This is a genomic window from Variovorax sp. V93, assembly GCF_041154485.1.
Lineage (GTDB): Bacteria > Pseudomonadota > Gammaproteobacteria > Burkholderiales > Burkholderiaceae_C > Variovorax > Variovorax beijingensis_A.
In genome coordinates, this window is the sequence record NZ_AP028669.1 from 5,324,697 (window position 1) to 5,347,928 (window position 23,232).

Here is a 23,232-nt window from a genome sequence, read left to right on the forward strand (position 1 = left end):
TCAACTCAACAGCTCTTGCAGCGCCGCAATCACTCGATCTTGATCCGCATCATCCATGGCGGTAAACAGAGGGATGCTGAGCATCCGCTGATACGCGGCTTCCGAATGGGGGAACATCTGCGCATTCAATCCATAGCGATCGCGCCAATAGGGTTGGCGGTGAAGCGGTATGTAGTGCACACTGGTCCCAATGCCCTTGTCCGACAAGGCCTGGATCAGGACATCACGCGATATGGCCGCATTCTCCGTAAGGCGGATGACGTACAAATGCCATGCGTGTATCTCGCCGGGCGGAGGTGAGGCGGGAAGCAGCAACGGCAGTGAAGCCAGTTGTTCGCCATAGCGCTCGGCCAGATACTGCCGGCGCGCAAGAAAGCGCGGCAGCTTTGCAAGCTGTGCGATTCCCATTCCAGCAGCTATGTCTGTCATGTTGTACTTGAACCCGGGCGCAACAACCTCGTAGTACCAAGAAGGGGTCGTAGAGCGAAACCTGTCGAATGCATCGCGGTTGATGCCATGCAGTCGCATGACTTTGGCACGCTCGGCCAAGTCTGCACTGCGCGTAACCAGCATGCCTCCCTCCCCGGTAGAGATGGTCTTGTTGGCATAAAAGCTGAAGACCGTGAAATCGGAGTCGAGCGTGCCGACGAGCCGGCCGCCAACGGTTGCCGGGAGGGCATGTGCCGCATCTTCGATCACCTTCAGTCCATGCCGGCGTGCAACCTCCAGAAGCGCCGTCATATCCGCCGCAAGTCCCGCGTAGTGAACCGGGATGACCACCTTCGTCCGAGGCGTGATTGCAGCTTCTACACTTTTAATGTCGATGCATAGCGTGGTCGGGTCGACATCGACCAGCACAACGTCGGCTCCAAGATAGCGCACGACCTCTGCAGTCGCAGTAAAGGTGTGCGTGGTGGTGATCACCTCGTCGCCTGGCCCTACACCGACAGCCTCGAGCGCCAGATGAAGGCCCGCAGTCGCTGAATTTACGGCCATGCAGTGCAACCGTTCGTCGCCGAGAAAGCTCGCAAAATCGTTCTCGAATCGCTTGGCCTTTGGACCTGTAGTCACCCATCCGGAGCGAAGAGCCTCCGCAATTTGCGCTATCTCTTCTTCACCAGTGTCAGGCAGCGCAAAAGGTAGAAAAGTTGACTGTAGAGCCATGTCAGTACGATGGTTTGGAGATCCATGCGAGCACATGAGTGCGAAGCAGTGGAACGGTATTGAACAAGCTATAGAGACAAGGATGTACTTGCACAACGCGTCGCGCAATGGGCGGAGCCAACGTGACGCGTTGTGCGCTCACCTGAGCGCTTGGAAACAGCTCGCGTACCCGCCGCAATGAAACACCTCGTACATCAGCGTTTCGGGGGTTGTTGAAAGTGAAGTCGTACCAGAGCACTCCCCCTCCGGGCTTGACCCACCCCCACATGGCATCGGCTAAGCGCTGCTGAAATGTGTCGTCGAGCAAAGACGAGAAAACGGTGGACTGAAAAACAATGTCCTGGCTTTCAGGCGGCACATCCAACTCGCAGGCGTCCCCCTGCACAAGCTTTAGTTCCATCGGCAATGCGCGACGCGCTTCGGCATAGCGCTCTTCCAGCAATTCAATCCCTTGCAAATTGCTGACATCAAAGCCAAAGCGCAACAACTCCAGCAGATTTCCGCCGCTTCCGCATCCCACCTCGATGAGCCTCTTTTCGCGCAAATCGAGCCAACCCAGACGAGACAGCAGTCGAAGAAACGCCCGCTGACGTTCGTGCACCGTTTGCCAAACGGCAGGATTCAGAAAGCTATAGCGTTGATCCGGCGCTTGAAGGTTTCTTCGCTGATAGCGCTCACGTATGGCATCGAGTTCTTGCCCCGCCTCTGTTGATGACTCCTTGGCTTTCACGACACGGCCTCGATGAATCGCTTGGCCAAGACAGGCCAAGTGTGATGCTCCTGGATATAAGCTTTCCCACGCAACCCCATCTCCCGCCGAGCACCTGGTTCTATTGACGAGATCTCCCGAAGGCCCCGAGCAATGGCCGGAGCAGATTCGGCCTCCACTGAAACACCGCATCCTGCCTCGACAACGGGATCATTGCCGGCTTCGATTGCGCTGAGTACCACGCAACCGGCCATCATGTAGTCCATCAATTTATTGGGGGCGATACCGAATCTGAACAGCGGCACGCGCTGCAAACCAATGTACGCCACGTCCACGGCAGACAACAGGGTCGATATCTGGCGCTTCGGGATAGGGCCGAACATGGCCACGTTGTACAAGCCTTCCGAAGCAACTCTCTGCTTCAGACGCTCTCGCTCAGTTCCGCCGCCAATCAGAATGAAGCTGAACGGCTCCGAAAGCAGCATTGCCGCAGCATCGAGCAGAGAGTCCAGCGCATTGGCCAAGCCGTGCGCCCCCGCGTAGACCACCACCACACGTCCCTCACCACGTGCCTGCTGAATATGCCGCGCAAGCTCAAGTTCAAGGGCGTCGCCGGTGTGATCCCACTCTTCGCTCGACACGCCATTCGGCACGATGTGCAACCTGGACAGATCCAACCCGTGCGCAGCCATATGGTCGTGGACCTTGGGCAGCATGGACACCACAGCATCGGAGTGCCTGCAGGCAAAGTCTTCAGCGGCCTGACATATGGCAATGAACGGGTGCCGTGTTGACATGCCATTGAGTTCCATGGGCGAAAGTGGCCACAGATCGTGCACCTCATGTACCAGCTTCGCCGAAGCCAGTCGCGCAATGCGATGCGCCGGCCAGATGTCCATCGGGTAGGTACTGGATGCCACCACGATGTCCGGTTGGAAGTTGCGCGCAAGCTGTGCGGCATCCCAAATGAGTTGAATGCAGAACGCAGTGATGTTTAGTACGCGACCGACGCCATTTCCTTGATAGCACGGCGTGAGATACCACAGGTATTCCACTCCGTCGATGAGTTCCCGCTGCGTACGCCCAGCGAGCTTCGGCTGAACACTCCGCACGTGTGAATGCGAAGCCGCGACGATGCACACCGAATGGCCGGCGCCAACCCACTCCCGCGCCAGATAGTAGGGTCGGTACTCCATGCCATGGCACATAGAGCCTGCGTAGTGGTTGATCAGCAGGATTCTCACCCCTGCGCTCCTCTCAAGATTTCTGCAATGCGCCGCGCAGCATCGCCCTCCCCATAGGGGCGTACTGGCTTACCCGATGAGCCCAAGGCCGACCGAAAGGCCTCCTGCAGCACTGCGAGCGAGGTGGGAGGCGCAAGACGATTCCATCCAGCGTCGACTAGCTCGACCCATTCAGTTTCGTCTCGCAGTGTGACGCAAGGCTTCTGAAAAAAGAAGGCCTCCTTCTGCACGCCGCCTGAGTCGGTGACGATCATCTGAGCCGACTGCTCCATTTCAATCATGTCGAGATACCCCAACGGCTCGATACAGTGCAGCCGCGTGGTAGCGCTCACGTCCGCGCCGAGTCGCGCCAGCACACCTCGCGTGCGCGGGTGAAGCGGCCAGATCACATCGATCTCCCCGGACAGCGCGGTCAACGCCTCTAGGATTATGCTGAGCCGCCGCGGTTCATCGGTATTCTCGGCACGGTGAATGGTCGCCAGCACGAAAGGACGGCCCGAAATGGCGGCAAGCGCCGACGGGCGCTCGCTTCGAGCACTGGCGATCGCGGAGAAATACAGCGCGGCGTCATACATCACGTCCCCTACTCGGTGGACTAGCGAACTGGCGATACCTTCGTGCTGCAAGTTTTCCAGTGCCACCTCTGTCGGCGCAAACAACCAGTGCGACAGATGGTCGGTCAATACGCGATTGACTTCCTCGGGCATGCGTCGATTGAACGAACGCAGGCCAGCCTCGACGTGCGCCACCGGAATGTGCAGCTTTGCCGCGGCCAACGCCCCAGCCAGTGTCGAATTGGTGTCGCCGTATAGCAGCACGGCGTCTGGCTGCTCGTTCACCAACACCGTTTCAATACCGGCGAGTTGCGCCCCGGTCATCGCACCGTGGAGACCACCACTTATGCCGAGGTTCCAATGTGGCTCGGGAATACCGAGTTCTCGAAAAAAAACACTCGACATGTTGTCATCGAAGTGTTGCCCTGTGTGCAACAAGCGCTCTCGTACATCGGCAGACTCCCGTAGCACCTTGCTGAGGGTCGCAGCTTTGATGAATTGAGGGCGCGCGCCGACAATTGTGATGATATTCATAGACGTCACCTACGAGCGCTGCAACGAGAGATAGAGTTCCGCCATGCGATCCATCTGACGGCGAGCGGAGCCAAGCTCCTCGATGCGCGCGCGATTGAATGTTCCCTTTCTCTCGCGCATCGGCGCGTCGTCGAACTCGGCACACATCGCGGCGACCAGCGAATCCACATCGCCCACTGGTATCACATGACCACCGCGCGAGGTAACCCACTGCCGATTGGCTGGCAGGTCGGAGACAATAACCGGCAGGCCGCAAGCCATGGATTCCAATAGCGACACCGAAGTCGCATCGCTCTCCGGCACGGTGACCGACAAGTCGCAAGCAGCCAGTCGATCAGCCAACTCCTGCGGCGCAAGCCAGCCGTGCCACGATACCTTCTCGGCTATCTTCAAATGGGTGACCAGTTCATGCAGACTGGTCGCCTGGCTCCCGCCGCCAAACAGGTGCAACACCGCCGCACTGGCCGGACGTGCCGCAACGAACTGCGCAAACGCGCGTACAACCACATCGATACGGTAGTTCGGCTCCCACGAACGCATACTGGCGATATGAAATCCTGGCTCCCGCGAACCATCATATGGACGGAAGCGCTCAGTGTCGGCACCCCAGAAAATCTCATGCAGCGCCCCGCGCGGCCGATATCCACGGATTTCAGCAAGCACATCGCGAGAATCGGCAGTGATGAGTGACGCACGCCTCAGTGTCCACCCAGTCAACTCCTTCAGCACCGAGTTGTGATGCGGCGTGACGAGGATGTCGCTGCCCCACGCGGTGAGCACCAGTGGTCGGCGCCCGCAGGCAGCGCCCCACATGCCATAACTTGTGATGTAGTGTGCGTGCACTATGTCAGGTGCCAGTTCGCGCACCACGCGGCGCAGAGCCGGCAGGCGCAGAAACCACTGGTGACCGCGCCGCACCGACGGTAGCGCAATGACTCGCGCGCCATCTATCTCCTGCGCTGTCGCGCTGATCACTGTCACGCGAAAACCCCGGTCAACCATTGCCATCGCCCACCGCCTCAGGTGAACGCTGGCGGCATCGCCGATCAGGCATAGATGCAACGTCATCGCTTGACCCCGAGGCCGAGCAGGTGGGTGCGTAGAACTCGACAGGCGTCGAGCAATGGCAACGACCAACCACCCAGGCACCGCTGCGCGCGCACGGTGATGCCGACGTCGCTGGTCAGCGTTGCGAACGACCAGTCGATGCCGGCGAACAATGCACATACCTCGGCACGCGGTACGCTGCGAAAATGTGGGTCGCGCCCGCGCGAACGAAAAGCGTCGTACCAAAGCACATGGCCGTGTGGTCGCAACACGCGCAGCATCTCGGCTGCGGTGGCGCGACGCATCGTATCGTCGATGATGGAACTGAACACCACGTTCTGCACCACAAGGTCGAAGCTGGCATCGGCGAACGGCAGCGCTACACCGGAGGCCTGCACCACCGGCATGCCGAAGTGTCTCACTGCATTAGCCAAACGAGCATAGCTCAGATCGACGCCTACCACGTTCGCCGCCGCCACGCCCCAGCGCAGGTAGTTCGGGTATTCGAGGCCAAGGCCGCAACCCACGTCCAGCACACGCAGCGCACGCAGGTCAACGGCACGCGCGGTCAACGCTGCAAGCACACACCGCTCACGCTCGTGCGCGGCGTGTAGCACCGCGGGGTTGCCGAGCGACCAGAAGCCCGTAAGTGCGGCACTCGCGTCACGCTCCTCATAGCGGCGCTGAATGCGTTCAGTCTCGTCCATGGAAACGGTCATGTACAGTGGCCAGGAACGCGCCAAGTCGACCTGCCAGCGCGCGACGTTCATATGCGATGGCGCGCTCAGCTACGGGCACCGGTGCGCCACCAGCCATCCAATTCGAGAGCAGTTCCGCTATCCGCGCAGGTTCCGCGTGATCCAGCGCTGCACCGGCACCGACTGTGCGAAGTAACTGTGCAGCTTCGCCATCGACTGCGCCAAGTAGCAGGATGGGCCGGGCAGCCCGTAGATATTCAAACAACTTGCCGGTCATCACACCTACCGCGGCTTCGGCTTGCCCACCTATTACTAACAGCAGCGCATCAGCGGCCAGCATTTCGGCGAGTGCTTGGCGATGATCGACATACCCGGTGCGTTCCAGAACGCGGGGATAACGCGCCTCGAACGCTAATAGCTGCGGCTCGAAACGGGAGCCCACGCTACCGACAAAGCGAATGCGCAAACGTTCGCGCATCTTCGGCTCGCGCTCGAACAGCGTTTCCACGCCCCGCAAGAAGCTGTCCGGCGACTGGTGACCATAAAAGGTTCCGGCGTGCACGATGCAGAAACCTCTTGATGCGTGTGTGGGCACTACGACTCCGGCGAAGTCTGCCTCGTCGTACCCATTGGGAATGCTCATCACCGGCACATTCGGACCAGTTCGGTCAGCCAACGTGGCGGCCAAGCGCTCGGATACGGTGACTATGCCGCTGGCGGCGGCGAGCAGCCGACTTTCTAGGCGGCGATCAATTGCGCGCCGCCAACCCGGCGCTGCATACGCCGGATTGGCCGTCCACAGGTCACGAAAGTCTGCGACCCATGGCACTCGCGCGTGGCGTGCCACGCGCATCGCCGCCAGGTGGGCCGACACCGGCGGCGAACTGGAATACACCAGGTCGATCGATGTGTGCTCCATTAGACGCAGCGCCGCTTGCTCAGCATGGCGCGCCCACGCCGTTTTGTCGTCGGGGTATTGCAGGGTGCCGAAAGCTCGCAGCGCACGGTCGCGCCAGCGACTCGCCGAATCTGTTTTGTCCAGCCGCGAGGGCGTAGGCACTGCAGACACCCGTCGGGCACGGTCGCGCCGCGGCGCCAACGCCATCAGCCGGGTCAGCACCGGCGTGTGAGGCAGACGCATCACCTCGATTTTTGCCGGTACTTCGGAGAGCAGGCTGCTGTCTTGCGTGTAAGCGCTGCTGTCGGCACTGATAACACTTGGCACGATGCCGAAATCGGGCAGGTACTTGCTGAACTTGAGCGAACGTTGTACTCCAGCGCCGCCAAGCGGGGGATAGAAGTAGGCGAACATCAAAATTCGCATTACCGCACGGTCGCTCATACGGCACCCGGCACCGGCTTGGACAAGACCCAATAGTCGCAATAAGGCAGCGCCAAGTGCTTGATCAATGTGAAGCCGGCCTGAGCAAAATGCTGCTCCACGGCGATCTGCGTGACACGCCCATCGCCGATTTCCCAACAGTGGTTTGGGTCGATCCAGATGCGACCACGCACGAAACGGTTGTAAGCCTCGCTCAGGCTCAACAGGCCGTTCGGGAAACGCCAAGTGTGCAGCTTCTGACTCGGCGACAGCACGGCGACGCTGCTCTTTCGATGCGGCAGCGACACAAAGGCTTGCCCCCCAAACTGCAACCACGCGTACAAATTGGCCAGACAGGCAGGCAGATCAGCAAAGGGCAAATGCTCCATCACCTCGGTGGCTACCACGGCGTCGAAGCGGCCGGTCAGGCTAGTGTCGCCGAGCTTCAGGTCGCCGACGTAGTCGGGCTCCAGTCTGGCGTTGATGTCGAATACTGAATAGACCGGCACCAAGGGCAACACGCAGCGTCGCACCACGCCGTCGCCTGAGCCAACCTCGAGCACGCGCTGCGGCGCGCTAGTGACGAGGTCACGCACCACGTGATAGTGGCGCAGCCAGGTCACCATGTCCAAACCGGACAGGTAGTCGTGCCGACTGAGATCGAATTGCTTATCGAAGGCGTGATGATTCATCGGGTGGTTTCTCTTGTAAGGCTCATTGGCCGAACGCCTTGCGTGCGATCGAATCCGAGCTGCGCCAGTCGAGTACCAAGTAGGCCACCCCACCAAGCACGAATGCCGCCGCTGCCAGCGGCAGTGATGGCGCACCCCAGATCAGCAATGTCACGAGTGGCAGCGCGGCGAACACGGCGTGTCGTACGGTTGACCACACACCGGCCCAGGGGAAGCTCCAGTGCAGCACCTTGCGAACAAGTCGCGTGGACACGCCTACCATCACGAGGTTCGATACCGCCGCAGCACAAGCCGCTCCGACCACACCCCAATGGCGTGCGAGCCAAAGATTCAATGCAAGATTGATGACAGTAGCCAGGACTGCCAATCCGAGCACCTGCCGGCTGCGCCCATCGAGGAGCAGTGCGTAAAGCAGAATCTGGTAACTACCCGCGGCGCTGACCGATAGCCCGAGCAGCGCGAATACCAGCGGCGGCGCGGCATAGGCGCCAGTGGTCAACAACGGCAGCACCCAATGGCCTCCCACGGCCAGCAGCACAGCGACCGGCACGCACAAGAACAAGAACACTCGGAGCGCCAGCGTCATCAGCCGCGCAGCTTTGTCGAGGTGAGGCACCTGCCAATGGCGCGCCAGCACCGGGAACAAGGTGAAGCCAAGCACACTGTAGAACGCGGCCGGGATGGTGCATAGCGACACCGCGGCGGCATACACGGCCACTCCGTCGAGTCCCAGCCATTGCACCAGCACGAAGCGGTCCAAAAAACCGTTCAAGGACGTGAACAACGATAGCACGACCAGTGGCGCGGAAAAGGCCAGCAACTCTCGCAGACGCGGTGGTGAGACAGGCTCCGAAGGAACAGGCGTACGCCACAACACCCACAGCGTCGCAGCCAATACCGCCAGTGCCAGGGCCAATTGCGCCATAGCGTAGTGGCCAAACCAAGCGAGCAACGGTACGGGGACGCCGCTTACGAGCATGAGCACTACGCCGTAGCGCACCACGCTACGCAGCACCAGTGCGGAGGCCACCGCGCCGATGCGCCCGGCCGCCCGCAACCAGGCCACGCTGAACTCCGTGGTGGCGTCCGCTGCCAGCAACACCAGCAAAATGGGTATCAGGGTTTCATGGCCAGCTTCGCCGTAGATGAACGCGGCCAGTGGCAGCGGGAGCGTTGACGCCAGCGCAACGCACAGAGCAAGCAGCAGAAGCGCGACCGCGCCGAGTTGGGCAAAGAAGCGCCCACGAACCCGCGCGCCCGCGGCCGTGGAAAAGTAGCGCACCACGGCCGTTGACGAACCGAACAACACGAGCGGGACCAGCAGACTAGCCGCAACCGCTGTCTGAGTCCAGGCACCATAGTCGGCCGGGACAATGGCGCGCGTGAGCAGCGGCAACAGGAAGAAGCCCAACAGTCGGTCGATCAGCACGGCCGAGCCATAGACCGCCGTGTCGACGCGCAGCGTCGAAGCCATGTCAGTCAGAGGAGCCGAAATCGGCAGGAGTGGGCATGCAGGCAGAGCGATCGAAACTGGCTCATTGTCGAACGGCTTCGATCAAGGCTCGCACCACGCGGTCGTGATCAGCATCCTTCAAATCCGCGCTGAACGGCAAGCTCATTGCGCGCTCGCCAGCGCGGACGCTGTTAGGACAGGCATCATCGTGGCCGTAGCGGGCGTACGCCGGCTGACGGTGGAGTGGCTTCGGATAATGCACAGCAGTCGGAATACCTTGTTGATGCAATACCGCCTGCACTGCCGCTCGATCATTGACGAACACGGTGAACTGACCCCACACACAATCGCGATCGGGCCGCACCGCCAGCAGGCCCACCCTTGAGCCGGCCAGCAGCGTACGGTAGCGGGTGCCGAGTTCGCTGCGGCGCTGTAGTTCCCATTCGAAGCGCTCCAGCTTGGCAAGCACCACCGCGCACTGCAGCGTATCCATGCGACCACCGACACCAACTCGTGTGTGTGTGTAGCGTGCGCTCTGCCCATGTATACGAAGCTCCCTGCATGCCTGTGCCAGCGCGTCGTCATTGGTGAATACTGCGCCACCGTCCCCGTAGCATCCCAAAGGCTTGCTAGGGAAAAAGCTTGTGCACCCCAAGGTACTGAGGTTGCAACTCTTGCGGCCCTGGTAAGTAGCGCCAAAACTCTGCGCTGCATCCTCGATGACCGCCAAGCCGTGGCGCGCGGCGATCACATTGATCTCATTCATGTCGGCGCATTGGCCGTACAAGCTGACGGGCATGATCGCACGCGTACGACTGGTCACCTTCGCTTCAACTAGCGCCGCATCGATGTTGCAGGTGTCGGGTTCGATGTCCACGAAAACTGGTACGCCGCCCAACAGCACGATCATCTCGGCAGTTGCGGCAAAGGTGAATGGCGTGGTGATGACTTCGTCGCCGGGTTTCAGGTCAATCGCCATCAGGGCAATCAACAAGGCCTCGGTACCACTGGCAACCGTGATGCAATGCTTCGAGCCAGCGTACGCCGCAAGCCTCCCCTCCAATTCCTTCACCTCCGGACCCATGATGTACTGACCGTGATCTAGTACACGTTGCATACGCTCCGCGATCTGTCCCTTCAGCGCTACGTACTGGGACTTGAGGTCGACGAACTCGAGCTTTTCGCTCATGTTGATACCTCGATTTCGAGAGCGCAAACGCCGCTGCGCAGCACGTATCTTTCACCCGTGGCCTGGCATGTTGCGTGCTCGCCGGCAAACTCCAGACGCTCGCCATGTCGGCTCATCCAACCTACAAGCCGAGCCGGCACGCCGAGCACTAGGGCAAAGTCCGGCACATCGCGATTCACCACGGCGCCAGCGCCCACAAAGGCATAGCGTCCAATGGTTACACCGCAAATGATGGTGCTGTTGGCTCCCAACGTGGCGCCTTGGCGCACGAGCGTGCGTCGGTACTCGCTTTTGCGGCTCACGGCCGACCGGGGGTTATAGACATTGGTGAAAACCATGCTGGGACCGCAGAACACATCGTCTTCGAGCGTCACGGCGTCGTAGACACTCACGTTGTTCTGGATCTTGACGTTGTTGCCGATCCGCACGTCGTTGCCGACATAGACGTTCTGACCCAGCGAGCAATTCGCGCCGATCGTCGCGCCCGCGCTCACGTGCACCCAATGCCAGAGACGGGTTCCTTTGCCGATGTTGGCGCCCTTGTCGACGATAGCTGATTCGTGAGACAGCGCGCTCATAATTTCAGACGCCCTACAAGACGATGCGCGCACGAGTGCACAGGATCGGGTTGCGCCGTACGGATGGCCTGCACGGTTTCGACGGCTTGACGCGCATCTGTCAAACCGTAGCCTCGGCCAGCAAGAATCTCCTGATAGCTGACGGTGTGGAGGTCCGTGAATCCTTCAGAAAACTCAAGCTCCTCCTCATTCACAATGATCGATCGATAGGTCGTCTTCTTGCCTCTGGCCTCATCCGGCAGATCACCTGCATCGATGGAGAGAAACCAGCGCACCCGAGCGCGCTCGTATTCCAGAAAGCCGGCCGCCTTGCCTTCGCTGGAGTAGTGCAGCTCGTTGCTCAATACCCGTCCGAAGATGAAATGCAGCATGTCAAAAAAATGCACGCCAATGTTGGTTGCAACGCCAAAGGACTTGCGAGGATCGCCTTTCCAACTCGCCGCATACCACTTGCCACGCGATGTGATGTAGGTCAGCTCAACGTCGAATTTGGTATCAGTGGGCGCTTTGGCGACGTTGTCGCGCAGCCGGTGAATGGATTCGTGATGACGCAACTGAAGAATGGTGAAAACGCGTTTGCCGCATTCGCGCTCGACCCGCTCAAGTTCGTCAAGCAAGTCGGTCGTGGGAACCAGTGGTTTTTCGCAGATCACGTCGCAGCCGAGGCGAAGTCCTGCTGCAATGTGCGGGTGATGCAGATGATTGGGCGAGCAGACCGACACGTAGTCCAGCGCGGAGGATGGCAATCGCTTAAGCCGCTGACTGTGTTCGTAGAAGCATTCGAAGTCCGTAAAGAAATCAGCTTCCGGCGCAAGGCTGTCGATGATGCCAACGGAGTCATTGACATCGAAGGCTGTGGAAAGCGTGTTGCCAGTTTCCCTAATTGCACGCATGTGCCGCGGTGCGATATAGCCGGCTGCGCCGATCAGTGCAAAGTTCTTCATCTCAAAGTCTGAATACAGTGAAGCCGGCGGCCACTGCGTCATGCCGATCGTAGAGCGACTTCACGTCCGTAAGCACAGGCGCCGCGTGACGGCAATAGCTGTGCAACACCCCTGGCGAGAGCGCTCGATACTCGGTGTGTCCTACCGCAACCACCAGCGCATCTACTGGACTGCTTTCACTCACCGTTGCGAGTTGAAGGCCGTATTCATGCTCGACCTCTTCCGCGTTCGCCCAAGGATCAGTCACAACAACCTGCGCACCCCAAGCTTCCAGCTCTCGCACCAAATCGACAACTTTGCTGTTGCGAATGTCCGGGCAGTTCTCCTTGAAAGTGATGCCCAACACGCCAATCTTGCATCGTGGCACGTCCATGCCTGCTTGGAGCATCAGCTTGATCGTGTTGCGCGCGGCGTAGCGCGCCATGTTGTCGTTGATGCGACGCCCCGCCAGGATGATCTGCGGGATGTAGCCGACTTGCTCTGCCTTGTGGGTGAGGTAGTACGGATCGACGCCGATGCAGTGGCCTCCGACAAGGCCGGGCCGAAACGGAAGAAAATTCCACTTGCTCCCGGCCGCCTCAAGCACGTCGAGCGTGTCGATCCCAAGCCTTTCGAACAGGACGGAAAGCTCATTCATTAATGCGATGTTCAGGTCTCGCTGCGTGTTCTCGATGACCTTGGCGGCCTCGGCCACCTTGATACTGCTCGCCTTGTACGTGCCCGCCGTGATGATCCTGTTGTAGAGGCGGTCAACCGCGTCGGCCACTTCGGGCGTGCTGCCGCTGGTGATCTTCCTGATCTTCGCCAGCGTGTTGACTTTGTCCCCTGGATTCACGCGCTCTGGACTGTAGCCACAGAAAAAGTCCTTGTTGAACACCTTGTTCGAATACTTCTCCAGGGCGGGCACACAGACTTCTTCGGTTGCACCGGGATAAACCGTCGACTCGAAGATGACGACTGCGCCTTGCGGCATGACCTTTGCCACTGTTTCGCTGGCACTCAGCAAATGGGTGAGATCGGGACGGTTCGCACTGTCGACTGGCGTTGGCACGGTCACAATGAAGACATTGCAATTGCGCAGATCGGCTGGGTCTGCGCTGTAAGTCAACCAGTTCGCCTCTCGCAGATGCGCAAGGTCGGTCTCCAATGTTCTGTCGTGACCCGCCTTGAGCTCTGCGATTCGGCGCTGATTGGTGTCAAAGCCGACGACGGGCATCAACTTGCCGAATCCCACCGCCAAGGGCAAGCCGACATACCCGAGCCCGACTATGGCGAGTTTGATCTCTGCGAAGTTCATGTCCTATTCAATCGATGGTGTTTTCGGCGTGTAGCCAGGTACCAGCAAGCGCAAAACATCCTTCATTGCCGCGATGTTGCCACTGCGCGCGGCACTTAGCAGTGTCCGCAAATGAACTTTGAGGTCAGGCCAAGCCATATAGTCTTCTCTGGCGCGAATGATGCGGGGGTGGCTAGTCGGCAGCGGATTCTCCCCGATGAGCAGTTCTTCGAACAGTTTTTCGCCGGGTCGCAGCCCGCTGTAACCAATGTCGATGTCTCCAGTGGGGTGCGCCTCGCTCCGGACTGTCAGCCCGGCGAGGGCGACCATTCGTTTTGCAAGATCGAGGATCTTCACCGGCTCGCCCATATCCAAAACGAACAGGTCACCGCTATCCGCCATGGCTCCTGCGTGCAGTACGAGTTGGGCGGCTTCCGGAATCGTCATGAAATAACGCGTCATTTCGGGATGGGTGACCGTGAGTGGCCTCCTTTCCGCGATCTGCGAGCGGAAGAGCGGCACCACGCTGCCACTCGATCCCAGCACGTTCCCGAATCGAACCATTGAAAAGCAAGTCGTCGAGATTGTCGCTCCGCCCTCACCCACACAGACCTCTTCGAATGCCGTGTCGCCGCAACTTGCCAGCGCCTGCAGCACGAGTTCTGCAACCCGCTTCGTCGCACCCATGATGTTGGTCGGGCGAACGGCCTTGTCGGTGGAAACCAAGACAAAATGCTCCACCCCTGCAGCCAGCGCTGCGCGGGCTACATTCAGCGTGCCGAAGACGTTGTTGAGTACGCCTTCGCCTGGGTTGGCTTCGACCATCGGCACGTGCTTGTAGGCTGCAGCGTGATAGACCGACGCGGGCTTGTACATGACGCATATTTCGGAGATGCGCTCGAAGTTGCACACGCTGGCGAGCAGCGGGACGGTGCGCACCGGGAGCCCGTTGCGGCCTATCAAAAGTTCCAGTTCCTGATGAATCCGATACAGGGCGAATTCGCTGTGATCGATCAGCAGGAGCTGGCTCGGCCCCTGCTGCACAATCTGGCGACACAATTCGCTGCCGATGCTGCCGCCGGCACCAGTGACCAGCACCACCTTGTGCGCGAGATTGCGCGCCAGCAACTCAAGGTCTGGCGCAACCGGCGACCGACCTAACAAGTCTTCGATATCCAAATCGCGAAAATCCTGCACCGTAACGCGACCGCTTGCCAAATCGGCCAGACCCGGAATCGTACGGATGCGCGCTGGTAACGCAGACAGATGCTTGATGATCTGGTTGCGCCTTTCTCGGCTAGCACTGGGCAATGCCAGCAAGATGTCGGTTACGGCGAACTTGCTGACAAAGGCCGGGACGGCGGCTGGCAACATAACGGGGACCCGGTTGATGGTGCGACCCGCCTTGCGCTCATCATCGTCGATGAAACCGAGCAGTGTGTACTGCTGAGCGCTGGCTAGGGCGGCCGCCGTTTGTGCGCCAGCGCTTCCCGCTCCGTAAATCAACAAGCGGCTCGAGGTGCGGGTGCCGGTAGCCAGCCAGTGCCATGCCAATGTCCGGCTTCCGGCGACCAGCAGCAGCAGAATGAGCGGCTGCAGAATGCTGAGGCTGCGCGGTACGCCTTCACGCAGGTAGAGCACAACTACCACTGGAAGAAAAAGTAGCCCGTATGTCGCAACGGCTTTGCTTGTTGCGAGGATCGCGGCCAAACCGGTGTATCGAAAGATTGCGCGGTACAAACCGAACTTCACAAAGACCGGAATGGCCAGCAAAGGTGAGATGGCGTACACGGTCCATTCCATCCTCACAGGCTGATGCCAAGTGTCCAATCGAAGAGTGAATGCAAGCCACGTTGCAAGTAGCGCCAGAAAAAGGTCCAAGACAAGCACAATGAGGCGCTTGTGTGAACGAGGCCACCCGAGGACGATTTCTTGCACTTGTTTTGATGAGTTGAGATTACATCGAGTTTTGACCGAGCAAATCGATCGCTAGAGACCGAGAGCTTGGCCCGATGTGACTCCGGCGGGCCAAAGGATGCTCGCCAATGCAGGGTGCAACTTCTGTGCTTGTTCCCATCTCAATGGCCCAGCTTCGCATTGATCCCTTGGGACAATGCGACACATCTTTACCAGCCACTGGCTCGCCTCCACCGGCTGGTTGTTGAGGCCCAACAGAACCGCCAGCGTCATGAAACTACGGGGGCTCGGCCATATGAGGGTGACCTCTCGCGCCCACTGGAGCTCAGCCATGGAGACCCCAGCAACAGGTTCATACTTCATGAAGCGTTGAATTTCGCGCAGATCTGTCAACAGCAAAACTTCAGGCGGGTCAGCCACGCGGCCGTTCTGAAACTGCGCTTTCTCCAATTGCAAAGTGTTGTAGGCTTCCTCCACTCGAAAGTAGTCACGCACGACCAACCCCAAAAGAGTCGCTCCCAAGCACCAAGCTCCGAGCCATAGCCACCGCTTGGCGAACCGCGAGGACCGTGCCAAAGGCCAAATCTTCAAGTTTGCATTCAAGGCCCCCATCGCCAGACCGGTCGGCAACAAAAAATAGCCATAGTGCAGCGGCAATTCCAGCATTGCGTGAACTCCGACCACCAACACCAAAAGGAGATACAGGGCCTCCTGCGGCATACACACCCGACGCCAAGCCGTTGCAATCCATGCCAAAACACAGGCCACCAAGAGCGCGCCCAGAGGGAACCCAGCCCAAAGAATGAAATCGAGGAACAGATTGTGCGACTGAAAAAACGGATGATGGAGTGCCAGATATTGCTCCGCCACTGTCGCTTGGGCCGGCACCACTTGGTTCCAGCCATAACCGGTCAAAGGACGTTGCCAAGCCGCATGCCACAGCATTCGCCACAACTCTGGCCTCATTTCTTGGCCAAGCCGCTGCACCATCGATCCCGGCGCTTCGAGCATCATGAATCGCCGAAGCGGTCCCAGTACTAGCAACGTCAAAACATAGAAGACAGCCAAGCCGGTGACGTATCGAGGTACGCTTTTTGCGCCCCAAAGTCGACCCCACCACCACGAGGCCAACACCAGAACCACCAACCCTAGCACCGCACTGCGTGACTGCGTCAACGCCAGACCGACCAATAACCACGCTGAGGCGATTAAAGCCGCGATGCGCCCGAGCTGCCGTCGCCAGACACCCCAGCCACACGCCACCAGACCCCATAGCAGCAACGTGGCGAGCTGATTGGCTTGCGCCATGTTCGCGTATGGGCGCGAGCCATCCGAGCCAACCACCCAGATATCGAGAGTGCCGTCATTCCCCGGATCGAGCCATTGTTGAAGCTGCATGGCCACCGAAACAATTGAGGCGATGCCTATCGCCAAAAATAGGATATCGCCCATCCAGACCGGCTTCCAATCCTGCCACTGCTGCCCGACCACGAGTGCCAGCAAAAAACCCACTATGTACGCGCTCGCGATCCAGGCTTGACCAGCAAACGGTATCAGCCCAAAAGCATATTGTGCAAAAGGCAACGGAAGCAGGAGTGCGACCACCAACACTAGGCCCTGGCACGCCACCACTTGCTGCGCCCGCACGATGACCACCAAGCCAATTACCGCCAATATCGTTGCAGCCCAGGCATCAGAATGAAACGAAGTCCATGGCTTTGAGTGATTGGGCAGCAGCCAGGCAAGCGAGAGCAAGGCGGAGGCCATAACCACCCAGACGGGAGCAAGCGAGAGTCGCGAAAGTCGATTCATCAACGGATTTGGATAGACCGTAGCGTCAAAATAAAAAAAGCCCCTGCCGGGGCTTTTTTGTCAGTTCAAACACTTAGATGCGGCATTCAGTCGGAACAAACTTGTTCTTTGCAGCACTGGAAACTGCGCACGTCCACTTGATCGGGCCACCCGGAAGAACACCACTTTGCAAAGCAGAGCCATTAGCGGTCGGGGTCAACGTGAGGGTCAAAGCACCTGCAGCCGACGTTGTCACCAACGTGATGACGCCGGTCGCAGCAGCCGTACTCATGGTGCTAAGGTTCTTCAGGCCCGATCCCGATGCAATGGCGTCGACACCAGAATCAAGGGAGGCACCATTCGCGGCATTCTCACCAATGGTCGCCTTCGCGCCAGAAGCAATGACAATCGCCTCGGTCACACGCGCGCGCACCGTGTAATCCTGATACGCCGGCAGAGCCACAGCAGCCAAGATACCGATGATCGCCACAACGATCATCAATTCGATAAGGGTGAAACCCTTTTGCACGTTGCGTGCGATAGAACGACGGTTCATTCAAAAACTCCAGGTTGGTTGTAGAGCCCGGGAGCCAAGCCCGGAGCGCGGTAACTTCCGCAGCATCTGTGCCATCTCGTTTAGAGGGGCTGCGCCACCAAAATCGAGTACTTTGTGCGCAATTGAGTTACATCGAGTGACACAAAGAGCCCGCAAAAGCTACGAGTCGTGACAATTTTGTCAGCACCTTTCCCGCCGCAGACTCAAAACGTCAGCACCCCATCCGCCTTCAGCCACCGGATATCCCGCTGCGCCAACCCCGCCACCTGGTGCCCAGCCAGATCCTCGATCTGCCACATGATCTCCTCGGTTTCCGCCGGCTTGGTGTGGGTGATGTAGATCGGAAACTTCTTGCCCGGATCGATGTGCGCCAGCTCATCGGCCAGTGCCCGGGGCGACAGGTGCAGGCTGCGTTCGGCCAGGGCTTGCTCGCGGTTGCTGAATGCCGTTTCTATGACGAGCATGGCCACGTCCAGGGCGTTGAGGCGGTCCCAGAAGGGGGTGTTGCGCTCGGTGTCGCCGGTGAAGACCCAGTTGGCGCCGCCTTCGGCGCGGCTCACGGCAAAGCCGCAGGCGGGCACGGTGTGCACGGCCGGCAGCACCTCGATGCGCTTGGGGGCGGCGCTGCCCAGCTGCAGCACCTGGCCCACGGCAATGTCGTGAAAGCTCACGAAGGGCGCCTCGGGGCTGGGAATGCTTTCGAAGTCGGGCCAGATGACGTTGTTGAACACGTGGGCGCGCAGCGCCTCGATGGTGGCGCGCAGGGCGTGCACGCGCAGCGGGCGGGTGCGGCGGCCGGCCACGGCGTCGAGCATGAGGGGCAGCGCGGCGATGTGGTCGAGGTGGCTGTGGGTGAGCACCACGTCGTCGATGCCGGCCATTTCTTCGAGGGTGAGGTCGCCCACGCCGGTGCCCGCATCGACGAGCAGGTCGGTGTCGATCAGGAACGAGGTGGTCCGGCAGTCCTTGGCAATGGCGCCCGAGCAACCCAGCACGCGAACCTGCATTGTGAGAGCCCCTCTGCTTGTGTCTTCTGCTGCCGTCATTTGGTTTCGAACCGGGTTGCGCCGTCCCATTCGGGGTCCTGGGGCCGCAACGCCATGGAGGCTAATCGTTGTGCGTAGAGCTGGTAAAGGACTTTTTTGGCATCCGCGGCCAAGAGCGGATCCAGCAAGTTCCGGCCCACGGCCCAGTCCTGGCGGCGGTAGGCGGCAAGCACTTCGGCCCAGCGCTGCAGCTGGGCGGATTGCTGCAGTGCGGCAGGGGTTTGTGACTCTGCTTGTGTGGCGGCGCCCAGCGGCGTGAACACGGCCACGGCCTGGGCGCGGCCCTTGACGAGCACGCTGTCGAGCTCCTGCCAGACGAAGCCGGGCGCGAGTTCGCGTGTGGCGCCGCTGGCGACGATCTCCACGCCGTAGTGCACGCTCAGGCCTTCGAGGCGGGAGGCGAGGTTGACCGCATCGCCCACCACGGTGTAGCTGCGCCGCGCGGCCGAGCCCATGTCGCCCACGCTCATGACGCCGCTGTTGATGCCGATGCCCACGCTGATCTCGGGGCGGCCGGTGGTGCGGTGGATGTTGTTGATGTCGCGCACGGCCTCGGCCATGTCGAGCGCGGCGCGCACGGCCAGGGTGGCGTGGTCGGGGGTGTCGATGGGGGCGCCCCAGAACGCCATGACGCAGTCGCCCATGTATTTGTCGACGGTGCCGCGGTGGGTGCTGATGACGTGGGTGAGCCGGTTGAACACGTTGTTCAGGAAGGCCTGCAGCTCGGCCGGGGCCATCTGCTCGGACAGGCGGGTGAAGTTGCGCATGTCGCAGAACATGACGGTCATGGTCTTGCTCTCGGCGCGCATGCTGTAGCGGCCGGGCGTTGCGAGCATTTCGTTGACGAGCTGCGGCGGCACGTAGGTGCCGAAGAGCCGCACCAGGCCGCGGCGGGCGCGCGATTCGACGAAGTAGCCCCAGCCCATGTTGAAGGCAAAGGCGAGCGCGGCCATGGCCAGCGCGGAAGCGAGCGGCAGCACGAGGCTGTGGTGCTGGTAGAGCCAGGCGTTGACGCCGACCAGGGCCGCGACGGTGGCAATGGCAAGCACCACCGCGCGCGGAGCCGGCAGCAGCGACAGGCCCAGCGCCAGCACCAGGCCCGCGGCCAGCACGCTGAGCACTTCGTAGCCGGGGGCGTAGTCGGGCACCGCGAGCAGGCGGTGGTCGAGCATGGCCGAGACGATGTTGGCATGCACTTCGACGCCGGGAAAGGCAGCGCCGACGGGGGTGGCGCGCAGGTCTTGCAGGCCCGGGGCGGTGGCGCCGACGAGCACGATGCGGTCCTTCAACTCGCCGGGGGCGAGCCGGCCTTCGAGCACGTCGCCGGCGGACACGTAGCGGAACGAGCCGCCGTGCGCGCCGCCGGGGCCGCGGAAAGGCACCTGCATGGAAGCGGCTTCGTTGACGGGTATGCGCAGGCCGCCGACCAGCAAGGACTGGAGCGGGGGCGCGGCGCCGCCCGACGCAAAGGCCGGCCGCACGGGCGGCGTGCCGCTGGCGAGCCGGTAGACGGCGAGCCCCAGCGACTCGTAGTAGCCGGGCAGGGCACGGTCGCCTTCATAGCGGGCAATGAGCGGCACGGCGCGGATGACGCCGTCGCCGTTGGACATGACCAGGGTGTTGAGAAAGCCCGCCGCCGGCGCGGCAGCGGCCAGCAGGGGCAGGCTGGCGCCAAAGCCGTTCCAGGCCGTGGCATAGCCGCGGCCCGGCGGAAAGGCCTCGGCCTGCAGCACGGGGGCCGGCGGCAGCTGGCCCTTGGCGCCGGGCCTTTCGGTGCGCGTGAAGTAGTAGCCGAGCGCCACGCGCTGGCCTTGCATGGCGGCGGCAAAGATGGCGTCGTTGTCGAGCGTGGGGGCGAGCCGGTCGATTTCCTCAGACAGGCCCGGCATGTCGCGCAGCGGGCCGCGTGCGATCTGGCGCAGCTTGTCGAGGCCGGCGCTCCGGTCGGGCTCGACGAACATCACGTCGAAGCCCAGCGCCGCCGCCTGCTGCCGCCCGGTGAGTTCCCGGGTGAGCCGGGCCAGCTTGTCGCGCGACCAGGGCCATTGCCCTTGCCGGGTGAGGCTGGCGTCGTCGACGTCGACGATCACGATGCGCGGGTCGAGCGTGCCCGGCATGGTGGCGCGCAGGCGGGTGTCGTAGATCAGGTGGTCGAGCCGGTCGATGGCATCCAGGCGCCAGAGGCCGGTGGCATGTGCCAGCGCGAGCAGGACCGGCAGCAGTGTGATGGCAATGCGCAGTCCATGGCGCCTCATGGCAGTCACCAGCGCACCCTTGGCGCCGCCACTGCTGCGCCGCAAGAAAAATCAGACCCGCACGAACTGCATGCGCGTGGCGCCGCCGAGCTCGAGCACGTCGCCTTCCTGCAGCCCGACGGGCTCGGCGCCGAGCGGCGCGTCGTTGAGCGTGACGCCGCCCATGATGGTGGAAGCCAGGTAGCTCTGCCGGCGGCGCGTGACGACCGCCACCGCAACGCCGGGCTTGCCGATGGTGGTGACCACCTTCTGCAGCGGCACTTCCTGCCCCTGGTCGGTGCCCGAGAGAACGCGCAGCACGGGTATGCCGAGTTCGAGCAGCGCGCCGGCTTCGGTGGGCGCAGCCGACAGTGGAACGGAGGCCGCGTAGTCGCCGCGCGCAGCGCGGGTGGAACCGGTATCGGAAGCCGCGCTGCTGCGCGCGCGGAAGTGCAGGCGGCAGCCGCCGATTTCGATGACGTCGTTGTCCTTGAGCTTCTGCTGCTTCTGGACGACGATCGCATTGACGTAGGTGCCGTTGGTGCTGTTGAGATCTTCAATTTCGACTTCGCCACCGCGCATGTGCAGCACGGCATGCTCGCCGCTGACCGCGAGATTGTCGAGCACGATGTCGTTGTAGGCGCGCCGCCCCAGCGTGGTCCGGTCCTTGGCAAGCGCCATTTGCCCGATGACAGTGCCATCGATCGAAATGATCATCTTCGGCATTGCCGACTCCCTGAATGCATGTTTTTATTCAGGCGCACTGCCAACGCGCGCCCTGGCCAGGACAACTGAAATATTGTCCCGGCCGCCATTGTCGTTGGCAACGGCCACCAGAAGTGATGCTTTCTGCTGAAGCTCGACATCGTGATTCAAAAGCGTGAAAAGCTGCGCATCCGGGACCATCTCGCTGAGCCCGTCGGAGCAGAGCATATAGAGATCGTCGGGCCTTGCGGTGTGCTCGTGCATCTCGAGCACCACCTGCGGCTCCACGCCCATGGCGCGCGTCACCAGGTTGCGGTGCGGGGAGATCAGCGCTTCCTCGGCCGTGATGGCGCCGGCGTCGAGCTGCTGCTGGCGCAGCGAGTGGTCGCGCGTGAGCTGCTCGAGCTTGTTGTTGCGCAGGCGGTAGCAGCGCGAATCGCCGATGTGGCCGACCAGCACGCGCTGGGGCCGGAACGCGGCCAGCACCAGGGTGGTTCCCATGCCGTGGAGTTCGGCATTGGCCAGGCCGGCTTCGAGGATGGCGGAGTTGGCCTCGTCGGTGGCCGCCTGCAGGGCCCGCCGGACCACGCGCGCGGGCGCCTGCAGGCCGGCCTGCGCGAACCAGCGCGCGAAGCTGGCGTGCACCAGCGACACGGCCATGGCGCTGGCCACTTCGCCGCCCTTGTAGCCGCCCATGCCGTCGGCCAGCACGGCCAGGCCGAGCGCGGGGTCGATGTGAAGGTCGTCCTCGTTGTGGGCCCGTGCGCGGCCCACGTCGGTCAGCCCCGCAAAGTCCCAGGAGAGCTGGGGCCGGGTGGAGAAAAGCGACGCGCCGACACTTGCCATATGTTTTCAGAAGCGTGGACGCGCGACGGTTTCAGCGCCCCGCAGCGGCCTGCGCGCGCCGCTGAAGCAGGCGGCCCACGGCCACCACGAAGAAGGCGCCGGCGGCGGCTGCCGCATGGAGGAGCCACGGATTGGCGGCCAGCACCTCGCGCAGCGACACGTCGCTCGCTATTGTTTCGCCGCCGACCCAGCCGATCAGGGCGGCGCCCAGCATGACGACGATCGGAAAGCGTTCCATCAGCTTGATCATGAGCGTGCTGCCGAAGATCACCAGCGGAATGCTGATGGCCAGGCCAAGGACCAGCAGCACCATGTTGCCCTGCGCGGCGGCCGCCACGGCAATCACGTTGTCCAGGCTCATGACCAGGTCCGCCAGCAGGATGGTGCGCACGGCCGCCATCATGCTGCCGTATTCCTTGGCTTCTCCATCGCCCTCGTCTTCTTCGCTCAGCAACTGCAGGCCGATCCACAGCAGCAGCAGGCCGCCCACGATCTGCAGGTAAGGCAGCGCCAGCAGCCTGGCCGCCACCACCGTGAGCACGATGCGCAGCACCACCGCCGCGCCCGAGCCGAACAGCACGGCCTTTTTCTGCTGCGCTGGCGGCAGCGAACGGGCCGCCATGGCAATCACCACGGCGTTGTCGCCCGAAAGAATGATGTTGATCCAGACAATCTTGATCAGACCGATCCAGAAATCGGCGCCTTGAAGGAGTTCCATGTCTCTTGTTCCACTG

The 23,232-nt window shown here is 61.4% G+C and carries 21 protein-coding genes; all 21 read right to left on the reverse strand.

What is annotated here, in order from left to right:
• The 21 genes from ACAM54_RS25320 to ACAM54_RS25420 all read right to left on the reverse strand — a co-directional run bounded on the left by ACAM54_RS25320 (position 1) and on the right by ACAM54_RS25420 (position 23,216).
• The gene (locus ACAM54_RS25320; protein WP_369649308.1) at positions 1-1,164 is read right to left on the reverse strand and encodes a DegT/DnrJ/EryC1/StrS family aminotransferase; all 1,164 of its coding nucleotides are present in this window, start codon (positions 1,162-1,164) and stop codon (positions 1-3) included.
• A gap of 1 nt (position 1,165) precedes the next feature.
• Positions 1,166-1,894 (reverse strand): class I SAM-dependent methyltransferase, encoded by a 729-nt coding sequence (locus ACAM54_RS25325; RefSeq protein WP_369649309.1) that lies wholly within the window; start codon positions 1,892-1,894, stop codon positions 1,166-1,168.
• Positions 1,891-3,117 (reverse strand): glycosyltransferase family 4 protein, encoded by a 1,227-nt coding sequence (locus tag ACAM54_RS25330; RefSeq protein WP_369649310.1) that lies wholly within the window; start codon positions 3,115-3,117, stop codon positions 1,891-1,893. The genes ACAM54_RS25325 and ACAM54_RS25330 overlap by 4 nt, the downstream gene beginning before the upstream one ends.
• Positions 3,114-4,205, reverse strand: a complete 1,092-nt coding sequence (gene wecB / locus ACAM54_RS25335; protein ID WP_369651886.1) for a non-hydrolyzing UDP-N-acetylglucosamine 2-epimerase — start codon at positions 4,203-4,205, stop codon at positions 3,114-3,116. Before wecB ends, ACAM54_RS25330 begins: the two co-directional genes overlap by 4 nt.
• Before the next feature lie 9 nt (positions 4,206-4,214).
• The gene (locus ACAM54_RS25340; RefSeq protein WP_369649312.1) at positions 4,215-5,273 is read right to left on the reverse strand and encodes a glycosyltransferase; all 1,059 of its coding nucleotides are present in this window, start codon (positions 5,271-5,273) and stop codon (positions 4,215-4,217) included.
• Positions 5,270-5,971 (reverse strand): class I SAM-dependent methyltransferase, encoded by a 702-nt coding sequence (locus ACAM54_RS25345; protein ID WP_369649313.1) that lies wholly within the window; start codon positions 5,969-5,971, stop codon positions 5,270-5,272. The genes ACAM54_RS25340 and ACAM54_RS25345 overlap by 4 nt, the downstream gene beginning before the upstream one ends.
• On the reverse strand, positions 5,946-7,262 hold the full coding sequence (locus tag ACAM54_RS25350; protein WP_369649314.1) for a glycosyltransferase: 1,317 nt from the start codon (positions 7,260-7,262) through the stop codon (positions 5,946-5,948). The genes ACAM54_RS25345 and ACAM54_RS25350 overlap by 26 nt, the downstream gene beginning before the upstream one ends.
• A gap of 26 nt (positions 7,263-7,288) precedes the next feature.
• Positions 7,289-7,963: a methyltransferase domain-containing protein gene (locus ACAM54_RS25355; protein ID WP_369649315.1), complete on the reverse strand. Its 675-nt coding sequence runs from the start codon at positions 7,961-7,963 to the stop codon at positions 7,289-7,291.
• 22 nt (positions 7,964-7,985) lie between these two features.
• A complete protein-coding gene (locus ACAM54_RS25360) occupies positions 7,986-9,437 on the reverse strand; it encodes a lipopolysaccharide biosynthesis protein (protein ID WP_369649316.1) in 1,452 nt (483 codons plus the stop codon).
• Between the two features lie 61 nt (positions 9,438-9,498).
• On the reverse strand, positions 9,499-10,605 hold the full coding sequence (locus ACAM54_RS25365) for a DegT/DnrJ/EryC1/StrS family aminotransferase (protein WP_369649317.1): 1,107 nt from the start codon (positions 10,603-10,605) through the stop codon (positions 9,499-9,501).
• A complete protein-coding gene (locus ACAM54_RS25370; RefSeq protein WP_369649318.1) occupies positions 10,602-11,183 on the reverse strand; it encodes a DapH/DapD/GlmU-related protein in 582 nt (193 codons plus the stop codon). Before ACAM54_RS25370 ends, ACAM54_RS25365 begins: the two co-directional genes overlap by 4 nt.
• Positions 11,180-12,127, reverse strand: a complete 948-nt coding sequence (locus ACAM54_RS25375) for a Gfo/Idh/MocA family oxidoreductase (RefSeq protein WP_369649319.1) — start codon at positions 12,125-12,127, stop codon at positions 11,180-11,182. The genes ACAM54_RS25370 and ACAM54_RS25375 overlap by 4 nt, the downstream gene beginning before the upstream one ends.
• A gap of 1 nt (position 12,128) precedes the next feature.
• Complete coding sequence (locus tag ACAM54_RS25380; RefSeq protein ID WP_369649320.1) at positions 12,129-13,424, reverse strand: nucleotide sugar dehydrogenase; 1,296 nt, start codon at positions 13,422-13,424, stop codon at positions 12,129-12,131.
• A gap of 3 nt (positions 13,425-13,427) precedes the next feature.
• Complete coding sequence (locus ACAM54_RS25385) at positions 13,428-15,341, reverse strand: polysaccharide biosynthesis protein (RefSeq protein WP_369649321.1); 1,914 nt, start codon at positions 15,339-15,341, stop codon at positions 13,428-13,430.
• 51 nt (positions 15,342-15,392) lie between these two features.
• A complete protein-coding gene (locus tag ACAM54_RS25390; RefSeq protein WP_369649322.1) occupies positions 15,393-17,075 on the reverse strand; it encodes a Wzy polymerase domain-containing protein in 1,683 nt (560 codons plus the stop codon).
• A gap of 130 nt (positions 17,076-17,205) precedes the next feature.
• Complete coding sequence (locus tag ACAM54_RS25395; protein WP_369649323.1) at positions 17,206-17,667, reverse strand: pilin; 462 nt, start codon at positions 17,665-17,667, stop codon at positions 17,206-17,208.
• A gap of 203 nt (positions 17,668-17,870) precedes the next feature.
• Positions 17,871-18,674 carry a 3',5'-cyclic-nucleotide phosphodiesterase gene (locus tag ACAM54_RS25400; RefSeq protein ID WP_369649324.1) on the reverse strand — a complete coding sequence of 268 codons (804 nt, stop codon included), beginning with the start codon at positions 18,672-18,674 and terminating at the stop codon, positions 17,871-17,873.
• Between the two features lie 35 nt (positions 18,675-18,709).
• A complete protein-coding gene (locus ACAM54_RS25405; RefSeq protein ID WP_369649325.1) occupies positions 18,710-20,977 on the reverse strand; it encodes a CHASE2 domain-containing protein in 2,268 nt (755 codons plus the stop codon).
• A 42-nt stretch (positions 20,978-21,019) separates the two neighbouring features.
• Positions 21,020-21,673 carry an FHA domain-containing protein gene (locus ACAM54_RS25410; protein WP_145739097.1) on the reverse strand — a complete coding sequence of 218 codons (654 nt, stop codon included), beginning with the start codon at positions 21,671-21,673 and terminating at the stop codon, positions 21,020-21,022.
• Between the two features lie 24 nt (positions 21,674-21,697).
• Positions 21,698-22,498, reverse strand: coding sequence for a Stp1/IreP family PP2C-type Ser/Thr phosphatase (locus tag ACAM54_RS25415; protein ID WP_209500275.1), 801 nt, complete (start codon positions 22,496-22,498; stop codon positions 21,698-21,700).
• Between the two features lie 31 nt (positions 22,499-22,529).
• Positions 22,530-23,216 carry a TerC family protein gene (locus ACAM54_RS25420; RefSeq protein ID WP_145739094.1) on the reverse strand — a complete coding sequence of 229 codons (687 nt, stop codon included), beginning with the start codon at positions 23,214-23,216 and terminating at the stop codon, positions 22,530-22,532.
• Positions 23,217-23,232 lie beyond the last annotated feature (16 nt).